The organism is Streptomyces tropicalis (genome assembly GCF_029269835.1).
Taxonomy (GTDB): domain Bacteria; phylum Actinomycetota; class Actinomycetes; order Streptomycetales; family Streptomycetaceae; genus Streptomyces; species Streptomyces tropicalis.
This window is the reverse complement of the sequence record NZ_JARJBB010000006.1, coordinates 310,682-330,273: the sequence shown is the minus strand read 5'-3', so window position 1 is coordinate 330,273 and position 19,592 is coordinate 310,682. Positions and strand designations below refer to the sequence as shown.

General features: G+C 73.3%; 17 protein-coding genes and 1 pseudogene. 8 read left to right on the top strand and 10 right to left on the bottom strand.

Translation table 11 applies throughout. From position 1 onward, the window contains the following. Positions 1 to 119 precede the first annotated feature (119 nt). The 5 genes and pseudogenes from P3H78_RS15340 (at position 120) to P3H78_RS15320 (ending at position 4,572) form a co-directional block, all read left to right on the top strand. Positions 120 to 1,358, top strand: a complete 1,239-nt coding sequence (locus P3H78_RS15340) for a DUF3631 domain-containing protein (RefSeq protein WP_276109525.1) — start codon at positions 120 to 122, stop codon at positions 1,356 to 1,358. Positions 1,359 to 1,527: 169 nt separating this feature from the next. Next, positions 1,528 to 1,743, top strand: a complete 216-nt coding sequence (locus P3H78_RS15335; RefSeq protein WP_276109524.1) for an excisionase family DNA-binding protein — start codon at positions 1,528 to 1,530, stop codon at positions 1,741 to 1,743. A 65-nt stretch (positions 1,744 to 1,808) separates the two neighbouring features. After that, on the top strand, positions 1,809 to 3,005 hold the full coding sequence (locus tag P3H78_RS15330; RefSeq protein ID WP_276109523.1) for a site-specific integrase: 1,197 nt from the start codon (positions 1,809 to 1,811) through the stop codon (positions 3,003 to 3,005). A gap of 158 nt (positions 3,006 to 3,163) precedes the next feature. Then, positions 3,164 to 3,622 (top strand): annotated as a pseudogene (locus P3H78_RS15325) (GNAT family N-acetyltransferase); the annotation flags it as partial. Between the two features lie 329 nt (positions 3,623 to 3,951). Then, entirely contained in the window at positions 3,952 to 4,572 is a 621-nt protein-coding gene (locus P3H78_RS15320; protein WP_276109522.1) for a class I SAM-dependent methyltransferase, read from the top strand. A 13-nt stretch (positions 4,573 to 4,585) separates the two neighbouring features. Here the strand turns inward: P3H78_RS15320 and P3H78_RS15315 are convergent, their stop codons facing one another. Both P3H78_RS15315 and P3H78_RS15310 read right to left on the bottom strand, forming a co-directional pair. Next, entirely contained in the window at positions 4,586 to 5,086 is a 501-nt protein-coding gene (locus tag P3H78_RS15315; RefSeq protein ID WP_276109521.1) for a ribonuclease FAU-1 family protein, read from the bottom strand. Continuing rightward, positions 5,067 to 5,996 (bottom strand): GNAT family N-acetyltransferase, encoded by a 930-nt coding sequence (locus P3H78_RS15310; RefSeq protein ID WP_276109520.1) that lies wholly within the window; start codon positions 5,994 to 5,996, stop codon positions 5,067 to 5,069. The genes P3H78_RS15315 and P3H78_RS15310 overlap by 20 nt, the downstream gene beginning before the upstream one ends. A gap of 71 nt (positions 5,997 to 6,067) precedes the next feature. Here P3H78_RS15310 and P3H78_RS15305 point away from each other — a divergent pair, with 71 nt between their 5' ends. Next, positions 6,068 to 6,436: a GntR family transcriptional regulator gene (locus tag P3H78_RS15305; RefSeq protein WP_276109519.1), complete on the top strand. Its 369-nt coding sequence runs from the start codon at positions 6,068 to 6,070 to the stop codon at positions 6,434 to 6,436. Here P3H78_RS15305 and P3H78_RS15300 read toward each other — a convergent pair. Both P3H78_RS15300 and P3H78_RS15295 read right to left on the bottom strand, forming a co-directional pair. After that, a complete protein-coding gene (locus tag P3H78_RS15300) occupies positions 6,424 to 7,233 on the bottom strand; it encodes a DUF72 domain-containing protein (protein WP_276109518.1) in 810 nt (269 codons plus the stop codon). The genes P3H78_RS15305 and P3H78_RS15300 overlap by 13 nt on opposite strands. A gap of 69 nt (positions 7,234 to 7,302) precedes the next feature. Further along, positions 7,303 to 8,397, bottom strand: a complete 1,095-nt coding sequence (locus tag P3H78_RS15295) for a DUF5925 domain-containing protein (protein ID WP_276109517.1) — start codon at positions 8,395 to 8,397, stop codon at positions 7,303 to 7,305. A 199-nt stretch (positions 8,398 to 8,596) separates the two neighbouring features. On the opposite strand from P3H78_RS15295, the gene P3H78_RS15290 reads away from it, so the two are divergent. Further along, complete coding sequence (locus tag P3H78_RS15290) at positions 8,597 to 10,018, top strand: GH39 family glycosyl hydrolase (protein WP_276109516.1); 1,422 nt, start codon at positions 8,597 to 8,599, stop codon at positions 10,016 to 10,018. Positions 10,019 to 10,094: 76 nt separating this feature from the next. On the opposite strand, the gene P3H78_RS15285 is transcribed toward P3H78_RS15290, so the two are convergent. From P3H78_RS15285 to P3H78_RS15260, 6 genes are all read right to left on the bottom strand, one after another. Next, positions 10,095 to 13,823 (bottom strand): lipopolysaccharide biosynthesis protein, encoded by a 3,729-nt coding sequence (locus P3H78_RS15285; protein WP_276109515.1) that lies wholly within the window; start codon positions 13,821 to 13,823, stop codon positions 10,095 to 10,097. After that, positions 13,816 to 14,619: a polysaccharide deacetylase family protein gene (locus P3H78_RS15280; protein WP_276109514.1), complete on the bottom strand. Its 804-nt coding sequence runs from the start codon at positions 14,617 to 14,619 to the stop codon at positions 13,816 to 13,818. The genes P3H78_RS15285 and P3H78_RS15280 overlap by 8 nt, the downstream gene beginning before the upstream one ends. Beyond that, positions 14,616 to 15,713 (bottom strand): glycosyltransferase family 2 protein, encoded by a 1,098-nt coding sequence (locus tag P3H78_RS15275; protein WP_276109513.1) that lies wholly within the window; start codon positions 15,711 to 15,713, stop codon positions 14,616 to 14,618. Before P3H78_RS15275 ends, P3H78_RS15280 begins: the two co-directional genes overlap by 4 nt. Next, positions 15,710 to 16,531 carry a glycosyltransferase family 2 protein gene (locus P3H78_RS15270; RefSeq protein WP_276109512.1) on the bottom strand — a complete coding sequence of 274 codons (822 nt, stop codon included), beginning with the start codon at positions 16,529 to 16,531 and terminating at the stop codon, positions 15,710 to 15,712. Before P3H78_RS15270 ends, P3H78_RS15275 begins: the two co-directional genes overlap by 4 nt. Positions 16,532 to 16,920: 389 nt before the next feature. Next, positions 16,921 to 18,015, bottom strand: coding sequence for a GNAT family N-acetyltransferase (locus P3H78_RS15265; protein WP_276109511.1), 1,095 nt, complete (start codon positions 18,013 to 18,015; stop codon positions 16,921 to 16,923). A gap of 1 nt (position 18,016) precedes the next feature. After that, positions 18,017 to 18,442: a hypothetical protein gene (locus P3H78_RS15260; protein ID WP_276109510.1), complete on the bottom strand. Its 426-nt coding sequence runs from the start codon at positions 18,440 to 18,442 to the stop codon at positions 18,017 to 18,019. A 345-nt stretch (positions 18,443 to 18,787) separates the two neighbouring features. Between P3H78_RS15260 and P3H78_RS15255 the strand changes: the two genes are divergently transcribed. Continuing rightward, positions 18,788 to 19,591: an SGNH/GDSL hydrolase family protein gene (locus P3H78_RS15255; RefSeq protein ID WP_276109509.1), complete on the top strand. Its 804-nt coding sequence runs from the start codon at positions 18,788 to 18,790 to the stop codon at positions 19,589 to 19,591. Position 19,592: the final 1 nt, after the last annotated feature.

Below are 19,592 nucleotides of genomic sequence, written 5' to 3'. Positions count from 1 at the left end.
GGTCGCGGGACGGCCGTGGGCGCCCAAGAGAAGGCCGCCCGCCAGGGCGTCCTTTCAGCCCTTCCCACGACTCACCGCACCCTGCGACCGCACACCAACCCCGAAGGGAGGAACGCCGCATGACCGCCAGCATCGACGGCGCCGCATTGCTCGACGAGGTGGAAGCCTTCCACCGACGCTTCAACGTCTTCCCCACCGAGGCCGCCTACGTCGCCGTGACCCTGTGGGACGCCCACGCCCACCTGATCGACGCGTTCGACGGCACCGCCCGCCTCGCGTTCCTCTCGCCGGAACCGGGCTCGGGCAAGTCCCGCGCGCTGGAGATCGTGGAAACCCTCACCCCGCGAGCGGCGACGACCGTCAACGCCTCCGCCAACGCGCTCTTCCGGCTCGTGGAGGCCGACGCAGGAACACCGACGCTGCTCTTCGACGAGATCGACACCGTCTTCGGCCCCAAGGCCGGCGGCAACGAAGAGGTCCGCGGGTTCCTGAACTCCGGCTACCGGCGCGGTGCCAAGTCCCTGCGCTGCGTTGGCGACGGATCGAACCAGAGCACCGAGTTCTTCTCCTCGTTCTGCGCCGTCGCCATGGCCGGGCTCGGCTCCCTCCCGGACACGATCCTGACCCGCTCCGTCATCATCCGCATGCGCAAGAAGGCACCCAACGAGAAGGCCGAGCCCTACCGCCGGCGCGTGCACGAGAAGCAGGGCCACGCCCTGCGCGACCGACTCGCCGAGTGGGCCACCACCGTCCATGGCAAGGTGGCCGAGGCGTGGCCGGAGATGCCTGAGGGCGTCACCGACCGGCCCGCCGACGTGTGGGAACCGCTCCTGGCGGTCGCCGACGCGGCCGGCGGCCAGTGGCCCGAGCGCTCCCGCGTCGCCTGCGCCGAGCTCGTCAAGGCTGCGCAGGCCGGCGACGAAGCATCCCTCGGAGTCCGCCTGCTGACCGACCTGCGGGACAAGGTGTTCTGCGGCGCCGACCGCATGCCCACCGCCGCCATTCTCGAAGTCCTCCTCGGACTCGACGACGCGCCCTGGGGCGACCTGAACGACGACGGGAAGCCACTCACCTCTCGCGGCCTGTCCAAGCTCCTGAGCCAGTACGTCCGGCCCGACAACACCCCCATTAGGCCACGCGGCATCCGCGTCGGCAGCGGCACCCCCAAGGGCTACTACGCCGACGACCTGACCGACGCCTGGGCCCGCTACTGCCCCCCAACCCCCGAGAAGTCCGCAACATCCGCAACATCCGCAACACCGCAGGTCAGTGAGGGTGGATCCGTGGCGGAAGACCCCGTCGAGACCCGCCACACGCTCACGGAAGCCGACACGCGACGGCTGCGCGTCGCCGGCTGACCGCCCTCACTACAACAGGTGCCGCCGCGCTACCGCGCGGCGGCACCTATCCGCAACACAACCGGCATCCGCAACAAAATCAGGCCGCTGACCTGCAATGTTGCGGCGTTGCGGATGTTGCGGATTCCCAGAGGGCCTACAGAGCGAGCGATCTATGAGGGAGGAACCCATGGACACGGCTGCCACCGCTTCTCTGGCACAGCGCCGTCTTCACAGCGTGGAAGCCGCAGCCACGCTCATCGGGATCGGTCGCACCGCGACCTACGACGAGATCCGTCTCGGGCGACTTCGCACCGTCCGCTGTGGCCGCCGGCGCCTGGTGCCCACCGAGTGGATCGACGAATACGTCGAACTACTCAAGCGTGAGGCTGAAGCCGCCGCTTAGCTCCGGCAACAACGCAGGGTCACACCCCAGGGTGTGGCCCTGCTTTTCTTGGAAGGCGAAAGCACATGACTGAGACGCCCAAGGGGCTTGCCAGAGCCGGGCACGGCGACGACTCGATCTACTGGGACAAGTCCAAGAACAGGTACATCGGCGCCGTGTCTCTGGGTTACACCCCAGCCGGCAAACGCAATCGGCCCAAGGTGTCGGGCAAGACGAAGGCCGAAGTCCGTCACAAGCTCCGCGAGTTGAGGAAGGAGGTGGCCGCGGGCGTCAGGGCGCCCGCCAACTACACCGTTGCTCAGGCTGTGACCGACTGGCTTGCCCAAGGACTCAAGGGCAGGGAAGTAACCAGCGTCGACACGTACAAAAGCCTTGCCGAGAACCACATCATCCCTCAGCTGGGTAAGGGCAAGCTGCGTGACCTCGAAGCTGATGATCTGGATGAGTGGTTGGAGGCTGAGGCCGAGACGCTGGCTACCCAGTCTTTGAAGATGGTGCACTCGGTCCTCCGCCGCTCGATCAGCCATGCTCAGAGAAGAGGCAGGACTGTCCGCAACGTCGCTGAACTGGTCGAGGTGCCAGAGGGACGAGCGGGGCGGCCAAGCAAGTCCCTCTCCTTGGAGCAGGGCGCGGCGGTCCTTCGTTCGAAGGAAGGTACCTGGATCCACGCCTACGCGGTCCTATCGCTACTCGTGGGGGTCCGGCCCGAGGAGGCGCGGCCCCTGACCTGGTCGCACGTTCACCTGACACGGTCAGGAATGGAGAAGCCGCACGTAGACGTGTGGCGCTCGGTACGCCGGCATGGCGACACGAAGACCCGGAAGAGCAGACGCTCGCTGGCCATGCCGCAGCAAACCGTCGCCGTCATGAGGGCTCACAAGCGTCGCGAACAGGCTGCATGCCTCACGGCCGGCGATGAGTGGACCGATGAGCGACTGGTTTTCCCGACGGAGACAGGCGAACTCCGTAGTGCCTTGAACGTGCGCCGGAACTTCAGGACTCTGCTCAAGGAAGCTGGTTTCGAGAACCCGAAGGAGTGGACTCCGCGTGAGCTACGGACGAGCTTCGTGTCCGTGCTGTCGGACCACGGGATCCCTATCGAAGTGATCTCTCGTCTCGTTGGGCACAACGGCAGCGGGACGACCGAGAGGGTCTATCGGAAGCAACTGCGGCCGGTCATCTCCGAGGGTGCGGAGGCCATGGATGTCATCTTTGGGGACGATGACGACGTGGTCGGGGGCGAGTCTCGAGACGGTCCCTGATTTCGAGGCCGTGGCTCCCCGTTTGGCTCCCCCCGCATATAAGGGTCCCGGATGGCCTGCCTCTGAGCTGCGCGAATGCCGTTCAGAGGGGCCTTCGGGCTCTTACGGCGGCGTTAAGCGAGCGCTGAGGCTGCGCTCAGGCAGGTACCGTGCGCGGCATGTCGAACGAGGGAATCCGGCCGGCCGGCACCGCCGACGTGCCCGCCGTGAAGTCCGTGACCGACGAGGCGTACCGCCCGTACATCGCGCGCATCGGCGTGGTGCCGATGCCCATGGAGGCGGACCACGCGGCGAACGTGGCCGCGGGCCGGGTGTTCGTCGCCGAGGACCTGATGACGGCCCGGGTGATCGGCCTCGTGGTGGTCGAGGCACACCCGGACCACCTCTTCCTCGACAGCATCGCCGTGCGTCCCGACGCCCGTGGCACGGGCGTGGGACGCAGGCTGCTGGAGTTCGTGGACGCACGCGCGCGTGCGCTGGGCCTGCCCGAGGTCAGGCTCTACACGAACGCGATGATGTGGGAGAACCAGCGGATCTACCCGAAGTTCGGCTACGAGGCCGTGGGGCGCCGGGTGGACGGGCCCTACGACCGGATCCACTACCGCAAGCGGCTGGTCCGACGCGTCCCCCGTCCCGGGCCCGCCGGCCGTCAGCCGTCCGGCCACCAGGTACGGGCGATGTCCTTGCGCACCTCGGGGCGGCCGGCGGGGCGCTCCTCGGCCTCCTCGCGGACCCGGCGGGTGTCCGTCTTCCTCAGGGGCTTCTGCACGGTCGCTCGGCGCATCGCTGCCTCCTTCGACGCCTACCGGGATCCGCGTTCCCACGGAGGTAGACCGTTCGGGTGAGAGTCACTCATCGGTGCGGGTCTGTCTGTGGCGGCCGTCACGTTGCGGCGGCCGGGGCGCTGTCAGTGGCGCGTGTCACGCTGGGGACCATGCGGACACGGATGACGACAGGCGCTGGCGGTGCGGCCCCGGAGGCCCCCGTGGACTGGGACGCGCAGGCGGCCGTCTTCGACGAGGAGCCGGATCACGGGCTGCGCGACCCCGAGGTGCGCGCCGCCTGGGCCGAGCGGCTGCGCTCCTGGCTGCCCGGCCGCCCCTCCGACGTCCTCGACCTCGGATGCGGGACCGGCAGCCTGGCCCTGCTCGCCGCCGAGCAGGGCCACCGCGTCACCGGCGTCGACCTCTCCCCGGCCATGGCAGCCCGGGCCCGCGCCAAGCTCGCCGGCCGGGCCGCGGAGATCCTCGTCGGCGACGCGGCCGCCCCGCCGGTCGGCGAGCGGCGCTTCGACGTCGTCCTGGTCCGGCACGTGCTGTGGGCGCTGCCCGCTCCGGAGCGGGTGCTGCGCCACTGGCGGAGCCTGCTGCGCCCGGCCGGACGGCTGGTCCTCGTCGAGGGCCTGTGGGGTTCGGTCACGCCGGTCGGCATACCCGCGCACCGGCTGACCATGCTTCTCGAACCCCTCGGCGGCCGCCTGCGCACCGAGCGGCTGTCGGACGACGCCCTGCTGTGGGGCAAGGAGGTGGACGACGAGCGGTACGCGGTGGTGGCGACGCTGCCGTGAGGCCGGGCCGGGGTCAGTGCGGGAGGGCCGTGAGGCCCCCCGTGCGGGCCAGGTCCTCCAGCGCGTCCAGCGCGGCGACGGCCGCCGCCGCGGCCGCGGGGTCCCGCTCCGCCAGGCCGCTGCCCGCGAACTCGTCCTCGTCCAGCCGCCGCACCTCCCCGCCGTCGGCCGGGCACCACAGGTCCAGGTCCAGGTCCTCGACGACGAGTACCGCGCCGGAGCGCTCGGCGGGCCGGGTGACGTCGCAGTACCAGCCCTTCCGGCGGCCCGCGGAGTCCCGGACCTCCTTCACCGAGTACCAGCGGTCCCGCCAGTAGTGCTCCGTGAAGACGTCACCCGGTTCGAACCGCACGAAGCCGAAGTCGCGCACCCCCTCGCCCGCCCAGGGCGCGCGGACGGAGATCCGGGTGCCGTCGTCCGCCAGCAGCCGCGCCGGGTAGCGGATCTTCGTACGGCCGCCCTTGACGAGGACGACCTCCAGCATCCCCTCCGTCTCAGGCCAGTTCCCGGACATGACGCACCTCCGTCGCGCAGATCTCGTACCCGAACCAGGTGTTGATCGCGATCATCGGCCCGTTGCCGGTGTCGTTGCCGGTGAACGCCTCCGTGCATCCCGCCGCGCGGGCACGGTGCAGGGAGTCGTTCTTCGCCAGCTTCGCCAGGCCCCGGCCGCGGAAGTCCCGGGCGGTGCCGGTCATGACCGTGCCGTAGCGCGTCCCGCCGTCCGTGCGGGCGGCGCTGAACGCGGCGGGTCGCCCGTCGACCAGGGCCACCGAGGTCAGCGCGGGGCTGAACAGCGGGTGCCGCCAGGTCTCGGCGAGCCAGGCCTCGTAGTCGGTGAACTGCGCGTCCACGTCGCTCGGTTCGTCCGCCATGGTCTCCGCGTCCAGCAGGAACAGGGGGCGCGGGTCGTCGGCGAAGTCCGCACCCGTGCGCAGTTCGACCCCGGGCGGAGGGTCCTGCCGCGGCGGAAGCGCGCCGCCCGCCAGGTCCAGTCGCAGGAAGTGCGCCGAGCGGCTCGCCCGGTAGCCGTGCCGTTCGGCGAAGGCGCGGTTGCCCGGCTCCTCCAGCACCCAGGAGAGCAGCCGGCGCGCGCCGTGCGCGGCGAGGTGCTCCTCGGCCGCGCGGACCAGCAGGTCGCCGGCGCCCAGCCGGCGGCGCCCGGGATGCACGTACACGTTGATGCTGCCCTGGCCCGGCTCGCTGCTCTCCCGCGCGAGGTGCACCTGCGCCGTGCCGATCACCTCGCCGTCCGCCACGGCCACCAGCGGCCGGTAGTGGGCGTCGGGATGCATGTGGAGGAGGTCGTGGGCGAGCGACTCGGCGGTGGCCAGGATGAACGGCAGGGCGAGGTGCCGGACCCGGGCGAAGCCCTCGAGGTCGGCCGGTGCGTCGGGGCGCAGGTCGCGCACGATCAGCGTCATGGGGGCGCACGCTACGGGGCGGGACGGACGGGCCGCCTCCCATTTTCCGGCCGGTACGCGACAATCACGGGGTGACACTGGAGATCGACATCGAGGACGGTGCGCCGCCGTACGAGCAGGTGCGGGCGCAGATCGCCGAGCAGGCGCGGTCCGGGGCGCTGCCCGTCGGGTACCGGCTGCCGACCGTGCGGGGGCTCGCCGAGTCGCTCGGACTCGCGGCGAACACGGTCGCCAAGGCCTACCGGGCGCTGGAGGCGGACGGGGTCGTCGAGACCCGGGGCCGCAACGGCACCTTCGTGGCCGCCGCCGGTCCGGCCGCCGAGCGGGAGGCCGCGGCGGCGGCGCAGGCGTACGCCGAGCGGGTGCGGCGCCTGGGACTGGACGAGGCGGCGGCGCAGGCCGCCGTGCGCGACGCGCTGCGGGCGGCCTACGGGAGCTGAGCGCCGCCGCTCCGGACCGGGGCCGCCACCGGACGTACGGTCGTGTGCCGGGGCGTGCGGGTCACGGTCAGCCCCGCCGCCGCGGCGACCCGCGCGAGGACCGTCGCGTCCTGGACGGCCGCCCCCGCGACGTCGTTGTTGAAGTACGCGTAGACGTCCGCACCGGCCGGCCAGGTCGTCGCGATCCGGTCGGCCCAGGTCTCCAGGGACCGCCGGCCGTAGTGGTGGGCCCGGGCGCGGCCCGCGTGGAAGCGGACGTACCCCCATCCGGCGGTGCGCCACAGCGGTGTGGCCGGGCGGGCGGCGACGTCCGCCCAGCACAGCGCGGCCCCGTGCGCCCGGAGCACCGCACGCACCCGCTCCGTCTCCCACGACGGGTGGCGCGGCTCGACCGCGACCCGGGTGCCTGCGGGGAAGCAGGCCAGACAGGCGTCGAGCAGCCCCGGATCCCCGCGCAGGGTCGGCGGGAGCTGGAGCAGCACCGGGCCCAGCCGGTCGCCGAGGCCCGCGGCGTGCGTCATCAGGCGCGCCACCGGCTCCGCGGGCTCCCGCAGCCGCCGGATGTGCGTGAGGTAGCGACTGGCCTTGACCGCGACCACGAAGTCCGGCGGGACCCGCGCCCGCCACCCGGCGAAGGTCTCCCGCTCCGGCAGCCGGTAGAAGGCGTTGTTCAGCTCCACCGTGGCGAACTGCGCGGCGTACTCCTCCAGCCAGCGCCGGACCGGGCAGCCCTGCGGGTACAGCACCCCCCGCCAGTCCCGGTACTGCCAGCCGGACGTCCCGACGAACAGGGTCATACCCTCATCAAAGCACCGTCCGGCCCGTCCCCGCACGCGCCTGCGCGCCCGGCCCGTGCGGGGCCCGGCCTACAGGTACAGCCCCGCGTCCGCCCCGCCGCGCGGCTCCGGCAGCGCCGTCGGCGACGTGCCCCGGCGCAGCGCGTACAGCTCGGCGAGCGTCGCCCCCTCCCGGCCGACGCCCTCCTCGGTGCCCAGCCAGTTCACCGACTCGGCGCGGGTCAGCGGGCCCACCTCGATGCGGGCCAGGCAGCGGCCGGGCCGCACCACGGCCGGATGCAGGCGCTCCAGGTCCTCGTTGGTCGTCACGCCCACCAGCACGTTGCGCCCCTGGCCGAGCAGGCCGTCGGTGAGGTTCAGCAGCCGGGACAGCGCCTGCCCCGCCGTGTGCTTGGCCTCGCCGCGGATCAGCTCGTCGCAGTCCTCCAGCAGCAGCAGCCGCCAGCGGCCCCGGCCGGCCGCGTCCTCCTCGCCGATGGCGATGTCCATCAGATAGCCGACGTCGGAGAACAGCCGCTCCGGGTCCAGCACGCAGTCGACCTGGCACCAGTCCCGCCAGGAGCGGGCCAGCGTGCGCAGCGCCGACGTCTTGCCGGTCCCCGGCGGCCCGTGCAGCAGGAGCAGCCGGCCGGCGATGTCCTCCGGGGTCGTCTTCATCAGCCGGCCCATCGCCTCCGCCACCGGCGCCGTGTAGTTCGCCCGCACCTCGTCCCAGGTGCCGGCGGAGATCTGGCGGGTGGTGCGGTGCGGGCCTCGGCGCGGGGAGACGTACCAGAAGCCCATCGTCACGTTCTCCGGCTGCGGTTCCGGCTCGTCGGCCGCGCCGTCCGTCGCCTCGTCCAGCACCTTCTCCGCCAGCTCCGCGGTGGTCGCGGTGACCGTGACGTCGGCGCCCCGGTTCCAGCGGGAGACCAGCAGCGTCCAGCCGTCGCCCTCGGCCAGGGTGGCGCTGCGGTCGTCGTCGCGGGCGATGCGCAGCACCCGTGCGCCCGGCGGCAGCAGGGTGGCGCCGGAGCGCACCCGGTCGATGTTGGCGGCGTGCGAGTACGGCTGCTCGCCCGTGGCGAACCGGCCGAGGAACAGCGCGTCGACGACGTCGGACGGCGAGTCGGAGTCGTCGACGGTGAGCCGGATCGGCAGAGCCTCGTGCGGGTTGGCAGACATGCCGCCATGATCCGCCACGGGGGCGCCGGACGCACCCGCTTTCCGCGGCACGCGCGAAGTGTCGCGATCCTGCCCCCCGTCCGCGCGGCCCCCGTCCGTCCCCGCCCCCTCCGTGCCCGGTCCCCGCCCGTGCCGTGACGGAGTCGTGCTGCGGCGATACCTGCCCCGCGGGCGATTTCCGCCGTTACTGTTGCCTTTGATGGGACGTCAAGGGTGGTGGTCGGGGGCACGGCGGTGGCGGCTCACCGCTCTGCTCGGCGTCGGCGCGGCCGCTCTCGCCCTGGTCCTGACCCTGCTGCACGGCCCGCCCGGCAGCGGCAGTACCGCCGGCACCACACCCGACGGCGACAAGGCGCACGGCACGCCCGGCACGGCGCCGCGGCACACCGGGCCGGACGTCGGCTGGGGCTTCACGCACACCCAGTACAGCGCCGACGAGGGCGACCCCGCGGCCGTCGGCCGGGTCGCCGGGCTGCTCGCGGCGTCGCCGGGCCTGCCGCAGAACCAGCACATCATGGGCTGGGGCGCCGACAACCCCGAGCCGGTCCGCGGGCACTACGACTTCGCCGCGCTGGACCGCCGCATCGACTTCGTCCGCCGCTCCGGCGGCACCCCGGTCGTCACCCTGTGCTGCGCCCCGGACTGGATGAAGGGCGGCCGGGCCGGCGCGGACCGCACGGACTGGAGCCGGTCCGCGCTGGAGACCGCGCCGACGCCCGCCCACTACCGGGACTTCGCCGCCCTCGCGGCGACCGTCGCCCGCCGCTACCCGGACGTCCGGCACTTCGTCGTGTGGAACGAGTTCAAGGGCTTCTGGAACGACGCCGAGGGCCGCTGGGACTACGAGGGGTACACCGCGCTGTACAACCTCGTGTACGCGGCGCTGAAGAAGGTCGACCCCGGCATCCGGGTCGGCGGCCCGTACCTCGTCATGGACAGCGTGGACCCGCGGGGGCGGTCGAACGCCTCCGCCGCCGTGCGCGGCCCCTGGGGAGCCATGGACCAGCGCGTGCTGGACGCCTTCGCCTACTGGAACGCGCACAAGGCGGGCGCGGACTTCGTGGTCGTCGACGGCTCCAGCTACACCAAGGACGACGCGCTGCTGCCCGACGCCTTCGGCGCCACCCGCAAGTTCACGGACGTCGGCCGGTGGGTGCGGCGGCAGACGCACGGCCTGCCCCTGTGGTGGGCCGAGTACTACGTCGAGCCGCCCGTGCCCGCCGACGACCGCCGCGGCTGGAGCGAGCCGCGCCGGGTCGCCGTCCAGGCCGCCGGCCTGATCGCCCTGGTCCAGGGGGGCGCCTCCTCCGGCTTCTACTGGAACCCCGAGAAGGAGGAGGGCAGCACCTGCCCGGGCTGTCTGTGGACGCCGACGGACACCGCGGACGGCGGGCGGGCCAAGCCCATGTACGACCTGGTGTCCCGCTTCGGCCGGGCGTTCCCGCCGGGCACCGGGTACACGAGCGTGCCCGTCGCCGGGGAGGACGCGCCCGGCCTGCGGGTCCTGGCGAGCGCGGCCACGGTCCTGGTGGTCAACACCCTGGACCGGACCGTCACCGCGCGGGTCGACGGCCGCCGCCTCACCGTCCAGCCGTACGGGGTGACCTGGCTGAAGCGCTGACCGGCCCGGCCCGCACCGCCGTCCGGCGACCCGCCCGGGCCGCGCCGGCGCTCGGGCCCCGGCACGGCCCCGCCGCTCAGCCCCGGCCCATCGTCAGGAAGCGCTGCACCAGGGAGGCGAGCAGCAGCGCCAGCAGCGGCAGCGAGAACCAGAAGCCGCCCTGCACCCACCGCAGCCGCCGCGGCCCGGGCCGCATCGCGACCCGCGCGACCTCCCGGGCCGTGAGCACCAGCACCAGCACGAGCGCGGCGATCCCGCCCGCCACCGACCACGGAGTCCACGTCACCCGCGGCCCGATCGGCCCCGGCCGAGGCTCGGGCACCGCGCCCGCCGGACGGTCGCGCAGGGCGTACAGCGCCGCGTCGCCGTTGGCCATGACCTTCCGGAGGTCCTTGCGGCCGTCGAGGCTCCGCATCAGCCGACCTTCCCAGCCGGCCGGGTAGCCCACGTCCATCCGCAGATAGGTGACCTGACTCCGGTTCACCATCAGGTACGCGTTCGGGCCGGCCTCCCGCAGCCCCGCGACCAATCCCGACACCCGCGCCGGGTCGGTCGGGGCGAGCGTCGGGACGTAGTTCACGCGCTCCATGTCGCGTGCGCCCCACGGCATGGCCGGGGTCACGTCGTTCACCGTGTCGTGGCTCAGCCACAGCAGCCGCACCGTCGGCCGGTCGTGGGCGTAGACGTAGTCCATGGCGGCGACCTCGCCGGGCCGGATCCGCTCGAAGGCCTCGTTGCCCCACCGGGCCACCAGGAAGCCGCCCATGAGCAGCAGCCCCGTCAGCAGTGCGGCGACCGGCGCGAGACGGGCCCGGACGCCGCCGGGCCGCTGCTCCCCGTCGTCCGTCCCGGCGCGCGGGAAGAGGGCCAGACCGGCGAGCAGGCACGCCCCGGGCAGGGCGAACATGAAGACCCGCAGCGCCATCTCCCCGCCGTAGGACTGCATGCCGAAGCCCAGGAACGGGACGAAGGTGAGGACCAGCAGCGACCGTTCGCCCCAGCGGTGCCTGCGCCGGCGCCACCAGCCCCAGCAGGCGAGGGCCAGCACGGCCCCGGCGAGCAGCACGCGCGCGTACAGCACCAGCTGGTGCGTGGGATCGCCGCCCTGGATGCGGCCGGACACGGACGTCGACACGTTGCTGCCGACGCCGCCCACCCCGCCGAACAGCTCGTCGAAGTGCCCGGACCAGTACGGCTCGGCCATGAAGCCGACCCAGAACGCGACGAGGACCGCGAACAGCAGCGGGAGGCCGCGCAGTTCGGACCGGCCCACCAGGACCAGCACGGCCAGCACCCCGAGCATGACGAACGGGGTGAGCTGGTGTGCGGGGACACTCGCCGCGAACAGTCCGATCAGCACGGCCAGCAGCACCGCCCGCTGCCGCCGGCCGGCCGGCTCCGCCTCGGTCTCGCCGGGCCGGACCCGGCCCCGGACCGCGTGCGGCGCCCGGAACCAGACCAGCAGCACGGCCACGAAGACGAGGTACAGCAGATACGTGAAGCCCTGCGGGGAGAAGTAGTCCTGCCCCACCCAGCCGCTCAGCACGAAGACCCAGATGCCCGTCCAGCGGGCCCGCCAGCTCGCCCGCATCGTCCGGGTCAGCAGGAACAGCGGGGGCAGGTAGAGCAGTTGGACGGTCAGCGGCCACCAGCGGATGACCTCGGTGAAGTCGCCGACGCCGCAGGCCCGGCCGGCGAGGGCGGCCACCGCGAAGAAGCCGGGCCAGCTCCAGCGGGCGTCCAGGTCCGGCACCGCCGACCCGGTCCGGTCGATGTAGTCGAGGAAGCCGAGGTGCTGCCAGGCCGTCGCGAACCGCGGTTCGGTCTCGATCACCGCGGGCAGCGCGTGCAGCGAGACCACGGTCGCCACCAGGGTGACCAGCAGCAGCACCCGGTGCTCGCGGCGCAGCCGCAGCAGCGCGGCGAACACGGCGGCCAGCAGCGCCGCCCCGGCCAGCGTCGGCACCGGCAGCACCGAGACCAGCCCGAGCCCGCCCATCCGGTCCAGGTCCCGCTCGCCGAGGCGCAGCGCGGGCACCCAGTACAGCAGCAGCGCCACGGCCAGCAGCGAGCCGAGGACGACACCGGCCCGGGTCGGGGCGTGCCGCGCCCACCGGGCGGCCGTGCCGCCGCCGGGCCCCGGCCGCCCGGGCGGTGCGGATGCCTCGGGCGCCGTGCCCTCCACGGACGTCCCTCCCGCAGGCCTCCCCTCCGCGGGCATCCCCTCCGCGGGCGTGCCCTCCGCGGGCGTGCCCGGCGGCGGGGTGCCGGGGCCGGGCCGCACGTCGGGCCGGCGTTCCTGGTGGTCGAAGTCGACGCGGACGCCGAGCGCGACGGTGTCGGAGTCCAGCGCCCAGGCCGGTCCGCGCCGCCGTGCGGTGGCGGCACCGGCGGGAACCTCATGCGCCCCCAGGTCGGCGAGGTCCCCGTCCGGTGCCGCGTCCTCGGGGACCTCCGGGGCCGGAGCGGCCCGGACGATCCGGTACAGCCGGGGCGCGGCGATCCCCACGAGCACGGCGAGGCTGGCGACCTCGGCCACGCCCGCACCGGTGAGACCCGTCCGGGGGAGCAGCAGCAGCGTCAGCCCCAGCACCAGCAGGCACAGCAGGCCCTGCAGCCAGGCGAGTCCGGCGGTGCGGCTCCGCGCGCGCAGCACCGCGAAGTACGTCTCCGTCACGACCCGCAGCAGCGCCCCGACCGCCAGCCAGCGCAGCAGCGGGGTCGCCGCGTGCGCGTACCCCGCGCCGAACACGTGCAGGATGTACGGCGCGCCGAGGAACAGCACCCCGCACACCGGCAGCATGATCCGCGCCATCCGCAGCAGCGCGGCCCGGGTGTCGGCGGCCAGTCGCCCCGGTTCGTGCGACCCCTCGACGGTGAGCGAGGCGCCCATGTTGATGGCGAGCAGGTCGACCGTGCCGCCGATCGTGGTCGTGATGTAGAAGTACGCGTTGTCCGCGGCGCTGACCTGGGAGGCGACGATCACCGGCACCAGGTAGACCACGGCGAGGGAGAACAGGGAGCCGGTGTAGTCGCCGGCCAGGAACCGGCCGATCTCCCGCGCCGCCGGCGGTCTGGCGCGGGCCCGGGTCGCCTCCACGTGCCGCGGCACCAGACGCCGGAACACCAGCCAGCCCAGCGGCACCACGGACGTGGCGATCGCCAGCACCCAGGAGACGAAGACGCCGCTGGTCGGGATCGTGGCGGCGAGCCCGACCAGCAGCGCCAGCTTCACCGCCGAGAACACGGAGTTGCCGACCGGCACCCACGGGGCGCTGCGCAGCCCGGTCAGCACCCCGTCCTGCAGCGTGAGCAGGTTCCAGGCCACGACGGCGACGACGAACCCCAGGCCGTGGCCGGGACCGTGCAGGAAGCGGTACGACGGCCCCCACAGGTCCAGGGTGAGCAGGAAGACGCCCGCCCCGGCCGCCACGAGCAGCGAACTCCCGCCGTAGGTGCCGGCGATGAGACGGCCGGTGGTGCGTCCGGCGACCGGGATGAAGCGGGCCAGTGCGCCGGTGAGCGTCACCGCGGTCAGCCCGGCCAGGAACTTCATCGCGGCGATCGCGGCCGAGCCCTGGCCGACCGCGGAGTCGGAGTAGTAGCGGGCGGCGATCAGCCAGTAGCCGAGGCCCAGCACCGCGGAGATGCCGGTGTTGAGCATCAGGGCGTAGGCGTTGCGGAACAACGGGCTGCCGCCGGGGGACCCGCCCGGGACGGGCAGGCGCAGGCGGCGCCCCGGCCGCTCGGGCGCCTCGGTGGCGGAGGCCGCGGCCCCGGTCGTGGTCGTCGTCGTGTCAGACACGGGCTGCGATGGCCTTCCGGCGTACCTGTCGGGCTCTGCGGACCACGGCGTAGCCCTTGGTGAGGGCGCGGTCCCGGGCGAAGTTCCGGGTGATCGCGCGGCCCTGCACCAGCCGCTCGAACTCCTCGGCCGTGGTGCTGCGGCGCACGGTGAGCCGCTGCAGTGCGTACGGCCCCTGGCCGCGCCGCGCCAGCCCGTTGCCGACGGCGAGCGCCTGGGCGAAGCCGGCCCGGCGGACCCGGGCGCGCACCCGGCGGCTGGAGTAGCCGTAGGGGTAGGCGAACGAGGCCGGGCGGGCGCCCAGTTCGCCGGCGACGACGTCCCGGCAGCGGACCAGCTCCGACCACAGGGCGTCGTCGTCGAGCTGGTCGAGCTGCGGGTGGGTGTGGCTGTGCCCGCCGATCTCGACCCCGCCGGCGGCGAGGGAGCGCACCTGGTCCCAGTCGAGCATGGTGTCCAGGGCGCCGCCGGTGTCGTGGTCCCCGCGGATCCAGCCCGTCGACACGAACAGCGTGGCCGGGAAGCCGTGCCGCGCGAGCACCGGCAGCGCGTACCGGTGCACGCCCTCGTAGCCGTCGTCGAAGGTGATCAGGACAGGGTCCGGCGGAAGCGCGGAGCCGGAGGGCGTGCGCCAGTGCGCGGCGAGCCCGGCGGTGGTCACCGGGGTGAGGCCCAGCCCGCGGACCGTCTCCATCTGCTCCGCGAACTGCTCGGGGCTCACCGAGAGATCGCGGGTGAGCGCGTTCGGCTCGCGTGCGACCGCGTGGTACATGAGCACCGGTACGGGTCCCGTCATGCCGGTCTTCCCCCCTCGTCGTGGCCGTCGCCCGCGCCGCGGGCTCCGATGAGCCGGGCCCCCGCCCCGCCCGGCGGGCCGCCGTGCGCCGGTTCCCGTCCGTCCGTGCGTGCCGCCGGGCCGGCGACGGGTGGGACGCGGAACGCCGTGCCGCTCCGGCGGGCCCGGAGCGTCCCGACGGCGTAGCCGCCCGCGGCCGTCAGCACGCCCGCGACGATCGCGCCCGCGCGGCCCGCGCCGCCGGGGCGGGCGAGCAGGGCGTCCCGCAGCCCCCGCGCCACCCCGGCGGGCAGCACCCGGGTGGCGTAGCGGCGTTCGGACTCCAGGCCCTTGCCGGCGCCCACGCTCCGTGCCACCAGCGCCTTCGAGAGCCCTTCGGCCCAGGCCCGGGAGCGGAAGTAGCCGAAGCGCTCGCGGGCCGCGGGCACCCGGTGGTGGATCACCGCGCGGTCGTCGAGGAGCAGGACGGCGTCGGGCCGGGCGCGGGTGAGGCGGATGCACAGCTCCGTCTCCTCGCAGCCCAGAGGCCGCCGGTCGCCGTCGCGGCCGATGCCGGTCGCGAACCCGCCGGCCGCGTCGAACGCGGTGCGCCGGAAGGAGGCGTTGCCGCCGAGGACGTTGCGGACCCGGGCACGGCCGCGCGGCAGGCCGCGGTAGGTGCAGCCGACGACCCAGTCGAACTCCTCCGGGAACCAGGCGGGCCGCCGGCCCGACGCCCACACGGGCTCGGTCCGGCCGCCGACCGCCATCACCCGCGGGTCCGCGTACCCCTCGGCGAACCGCCGCAGCCAGTCCCGCTCGGCCACCGCGTCGTCGTCGAGGAAGGCGACGACCGCGCCGCTCGAGGCGGCGATGCCGGTGTTGCGGCCCGCGGACAGGCCGCGGGGGCCCGCGTTGGCGAGCACCCGCACCCCCGCGTCCTGCGCGAACCGCCGCGCCAGCCGTTCCAGGAGCGCCGCGTTGTGGTCGACGACCAGCAGCGTCTCCCGGGCGGGCCGGGACTGCGCCCGGACCGAGGAGACCGCCGCGAGGATGTCCTCCCAGCGGTCCTCGGTGTAGACGCAGATCACGACGGAGATGTCGGGACCGGTCAAGACACCTCTCCCCGCCCGGTGCCCGGCAGCGGCGCACGGCGCGTGCGGCGGCGCAACACCCGCCGGTTGGAACGCTCCCCGAGGATCACCCGGAGCACCCGCAGCCCGTCCCGCACCGCGCGCAGATTGCTGGCGCCGTGGATGCGCAGGTACTCGTGACTGGGAATCTCCTGGACCTTCAGCCCGGCCTTGACCACTCTGATGTTCATGAGGGTCTCGACCTCGAAGCCGGTGCAGTCGAGGTCGATCTTGTCCAGGCAGTGCCGCCAGAAGGCGTTGTAGCCGTAGCACAGGTCGGTGTAGCGCGCGCCGAACTTGCGGTTGACGACCGCGCAGAGGACGCGGTTGCCCAGCTTGCGGATGAAGGTCATGTCGTCGGTGCCGCCGCCGTTGGCGAAGCGCGACCCCTTGGCGAAGTCGGCGCCCGAGACCAGTGCGGAGACGTAGGACACGATCTCGTTGCCGTCGGCCGAGCCGTCGGCGTCGACCATCACGATGATGTCGCCGGTGCACGCCTCGAAGCCGGTGGTGAGGGCGTCGCCCTTGCCCCGGCCGCGCTGCCCGACGACCCGGACGCCGGGCCACAGGTCGCGGGCGACCTGCACGGTGTCGTCGGTGGAGTTGCCGTCGACCAGGACCACTTCGTGGATCCAGTCGGGAAGGGTCTTGAAGACGTACGGGAGATTCTCCGCCTCGTTCATGGCGGGGATCACGACACTCACCGGCGGTGTGATCGCCAGGTGTGTGGAGATCGGCCGGTAGTGCCGGTGCAGGAACGGATCCTGATCCGGCGCCGGCGGGCGCAGAACGGAACTCATGGGACTGGTCCCTCTCGTCCGGTGGACCGCCCGCCCCCGGGCGGTCCGGTGTGATGTCCGGTTCGAAAGGGGGGTTCTCGCCCGGAGCGCGGCGGAACGGATCTCCACGCTGCCCGGACGAGCTGGCAAAGCTGGCCGGACCGCCGGGAAAACGGCAGCCGGTCGCGCGGCACGGCCCGGTCACCCCAGTGGCCACCGGGCACGGCACCCCCCTACCGCGCCCCGCGCCGGTACGTCGCGGTCCTTGAGCCCTCCCCTGAGCCGCGGTGACGGACCGATGCGGGTGAGATGTATGACGGTATTGATGATTGAGCCTGTATGGCAAGACCTGAGCCGAATCCTCGCGTTTTTGTTGTTTTGCCCGTTACGCAGATGTGGCCGGATACGGCTCAGTTCTTCGAACGGATCTCTCCCATCCGTCTCAGCACTCTGTCCGCCGGTTCGAACAGCTCCGGCCGTGACAGCACCACATTGCGCAGCGCCCGGACCGGGGCGCGCCGCGCCCGGTGTCCGACCGCGATCGGGTGACGTCGGGTCACCCACCCCTCGGACACGTGGATGTCCCGTGTCTTCAGGGAGTCCTTGTACTCCTTGCGGCCCCGACCGAGATCGAGATGGGCGATGCCGTCGGCGGCCGCCGCCTCGGCCATCCGCAGGTGCAGGATCAGCCCGGGGGAGTACCTGGCGTACGCCGGGTCGTACGCCGGGAACCAGCACGCGAGCACCCGCTCGGTGCGCAGCCCGAAGTGAGCGGCGACTGGCCGGCCGTCCGCGTACAGCACCGACAGGATCCCCGCGAAGGGGTCGGAGCGGGTGTGGAACAGCCGGGTGACCAGGCGGGTGATCCAGGCGTGGGCGAAGCGGTCGCTGCGCCCGGTCCGGCGGTACTGCGCGGACTTCCAGGCCGTCAGCGTGCGCAGTACGGCCGGGTCCCGCTCGTCGTGGACGTAGGTCACGCCCTCCGAGTCCCGGCCCAGCCGGCGCTCCTTGGCCAGTGTGGTCCGGGTGAACTTCGGCGACCGGGCGCGCAACTCGCGCAGATAGGCGTCCCAGCCCTGGTCGACGTCCATGACGGGGGAGGCGAAGGTGCCGGTGGCGCCCGACCCGAACGGCTCCTGGCCCTGCACCAGGTGGTCGAACTCCCAGACCGCGAGCCCGCAGGCGCGCAGCAGTTCACGGGCGTCCCAGGTGAAGCCCGGCCGGTGCACCAGGCCCTGGCAGTCGGAGACGCCGAGGCCGACTGCGCGGCCCACACCGGCCGCGGACCGCTGGAACGGGAAGAACGCCGCCGGCTCCCCGTCCTCGCGCACCACCGCGATCCGCACCCCGCGTCTGCACCGGCCCACGGCCAGCGCGAACTCCGGGGACAGGAAGGGGTTGGCGAGCTGCGGGGCGCCGTGCAGATGGGCCTTGGACTGCAGCGCCGTCCAGGCCGCCCGGTCGGCGGCCGTCAGCTCGCCGGGGCGGTACACGCTGATGTCCACGTCAGGCGCCCTGTCTTCCCGCCGCTCGGCCGTGCGGCCGCCGGAGCAGGGCCGGCAGCAGGACGACGAGGCTGAGCGCGGCGACCGCGACGATCCCGCCGCGCACGGACCACCGGTGCACCGCCAGCATCCCCTGGGCCACCAGCATGTCCAGGACGACCGCCCCGGCCAGCGAGGCGAGGAGGCGGCCGAAGGGATCCAGTCCGCGCAGGGCCGCCCCGACGGCCGCGGCCGGCGTCGCGAGCAGGAAGAACAGAGCGAGCGGGCCGCGCAGGACGGACGCCGAGCCGGTGAGTGCGAGCAGTGCGCCGGCCCCCGCGGCGGCGGTCGCGGCGCCGGTGAGCAGCGGCGCCAGGTCCCTCCCCGGCCCTGGCCGCGCGCGCCGACTGCCGGCCGCTGAATCGGTCTTGATACGTATGGTCTGCATGGGCGACTTTGCCCCCCGAAGCGCCGGATGCCGGGCTTCAATGTCGCGCAGCGCCGTGGGGGCCGTCAAGACGCACCTGCCCGCGGTGGGGCTCCGTACCCGGCTCGCCGCGGGGGCCGGCGGCGCGATGCCGGAGGCCGGAGCGGTGAGTGCCCAGCGGAGTAACTCGTTCGGGTGAAATGCCTGACGTCTCGTCACGGCATGTGCGCGCTACGCCACCCCATGGACGGTGAATCTCTCGGGCCGGTTCTGTTGAGAGCTGGAAAGTTTTGGCATGGACACTTCCTGTCAACACGCGTAGCTGCTACCACAGTTGTGGCAGAGATCCTGCTAAAGGGAGGTTCCATGAGACGTTCCCGACTTACCGCATACGTCAGTTCCCTCCTCCTCGCCTCCGGCCTCGCCCTCACCGGGGCGGCCTCGGCACAGGCCTCGCAGTCGGCCTCCGGCGGCTACGTGGCCCTCGGCGACTCCTACGCCTCGGGCGTCGGCGCCGGCAGCTACATCGGCTCCAGCGGCTCCTGCGACCGCAGCACGAACGCGTACCCGTACCTCTGGAACGCCGCCCACGCCCCGTCGTCCTTCTCCTTCACCGCCTGCTCGGGTGCCACCACCGACGACGTCCTCGCCAACCAGCTCGGCCCCCTCGGCTCCTCCACCGGCCTCGTCTCCATCACCATCGGCGGCAACGACGCCGGCTTCTCCGACGTCATGACGACCTGTGTGCTGCAGTCCGACAGCAGCTGCATCTCCCGGATCAACACCGCGAAGGCGTACGTCGACTCGACGCTCCCCGGCAAGCTCGACAACGTCTACTCGGCGATCCGCTCCAAGGCACCCTCCGCCCGGGTCGTCGTCCTCGGCTACCCCCGCTTCTACATGCTCGGACAGACCTGCCTCGGCCTCTCCGAGACCAAGCGCAGCGCCATCAACGGCGCGGCCGACTACATCGACGCCGCGATCGCCAAGGTCGCCGCGAACCACGGCTTCGCCTACGGCGAGGTCCGCACCACGTTCTCCGGCCACGAGATCTGCTCCGGCAGCTCCTGGCTGCACAGCGTCAACTGGACCAACATCACCGAGTCGTACCACCCGACCGCGGCCGGCCAGTCCGGTGGCTACCTTCCGGTCCTGAACGGCACGGCCTGAC

Coding starts and splice junctions, on each gene's coding strand:
- P3H78_RS15340 (WP_276109525.1), top strand. CDS start 120: ATGACCGCCAGCATCGACGGCGCCGCATTGCTCGACGAGGTGGAAGCC.
- P3H78_RS15335 (WP_276109524.1), top strand. CDS start 1,528: ATGGACACGGCTGCCACCGCTTCTCTGGCACAGCGCCGTCTTCACAGC.
- P3H78_RS15330 (WP_276109523.1), top strand. CDS start 1,809: ATGACTGAGACGCCCAAGGGGCTTGCCAGAGCCGGGCACGGCGACGAC.
- P3H78_RS15320 (WP_276109522.1), top strand. CDS start 3,952: ATGACGACAGGCGCTGGCGGTGCGGCCCCGGAGGCCCCCGTGGACTGG.
- P3H78_RS15315 (WP_276109521.1), bottom strand. CDS start 5,086: ATGTCCGGGAACTGGCCTGAGACGGAGGGGATGCTGGAGGTCGTCCTC.
- P3H78_RS15310 (WP_276109520.1), bottom strand. CDS start 5,996: ATGACGCTGATCGTGCGCGACCTGCGCCCCGACGCACCGGCCGACCTC.
- P3H78_RS15300 (WP_276109518.1), bottom strand. CDS start 7,233: ATGACCCTGTTCGTCGGGACGTCCGGCTGGCAGTACCGGGACTGGCGG.
- P3H78_RS15295 (WP_276109517.1), bottom strand. CDS start 8,397: ATGTCTGCCAACCCGCACGAGGCTCTGCCGATCCGGCTCACCGTCGAC.
- P3H78_RS15290 (WP_276109516.1), top strand. CDS start 8,597: ATGGGACGTCAAGGGTGGTGGTCGGGGGCACGGCGGTGGCGGCTCACC.
- P3H78_RS15280 (WP_276109514.1), bottom strand. CDS start 14,619: ATGACGGGACCCGTACCGGTGCTCATGTACCACGCGGTCGCACGCGAG.
- P3H78_RS15270 (WP_276109512.1), bottom strand. CDS start 16,531: ATGAGTTCCGTTCTGCGCCCGCCGGCGCCGGATCAGGATCCGTTCCTG.
- P3H78_RS15260 (WP_276109510.1), bottom strand. CDS start 18,442: ATGCAGACCATACGTATCAAGACCGATTCAGCGGCCGGCAGTCGGCGC.
- P3H78_RS15255 (WP_276109509.1), top strand. CDS start 18,788: ATGAGACGTTCCCGACTTACCGCATACGTCAGTTCCCTCCTCCTCGCC.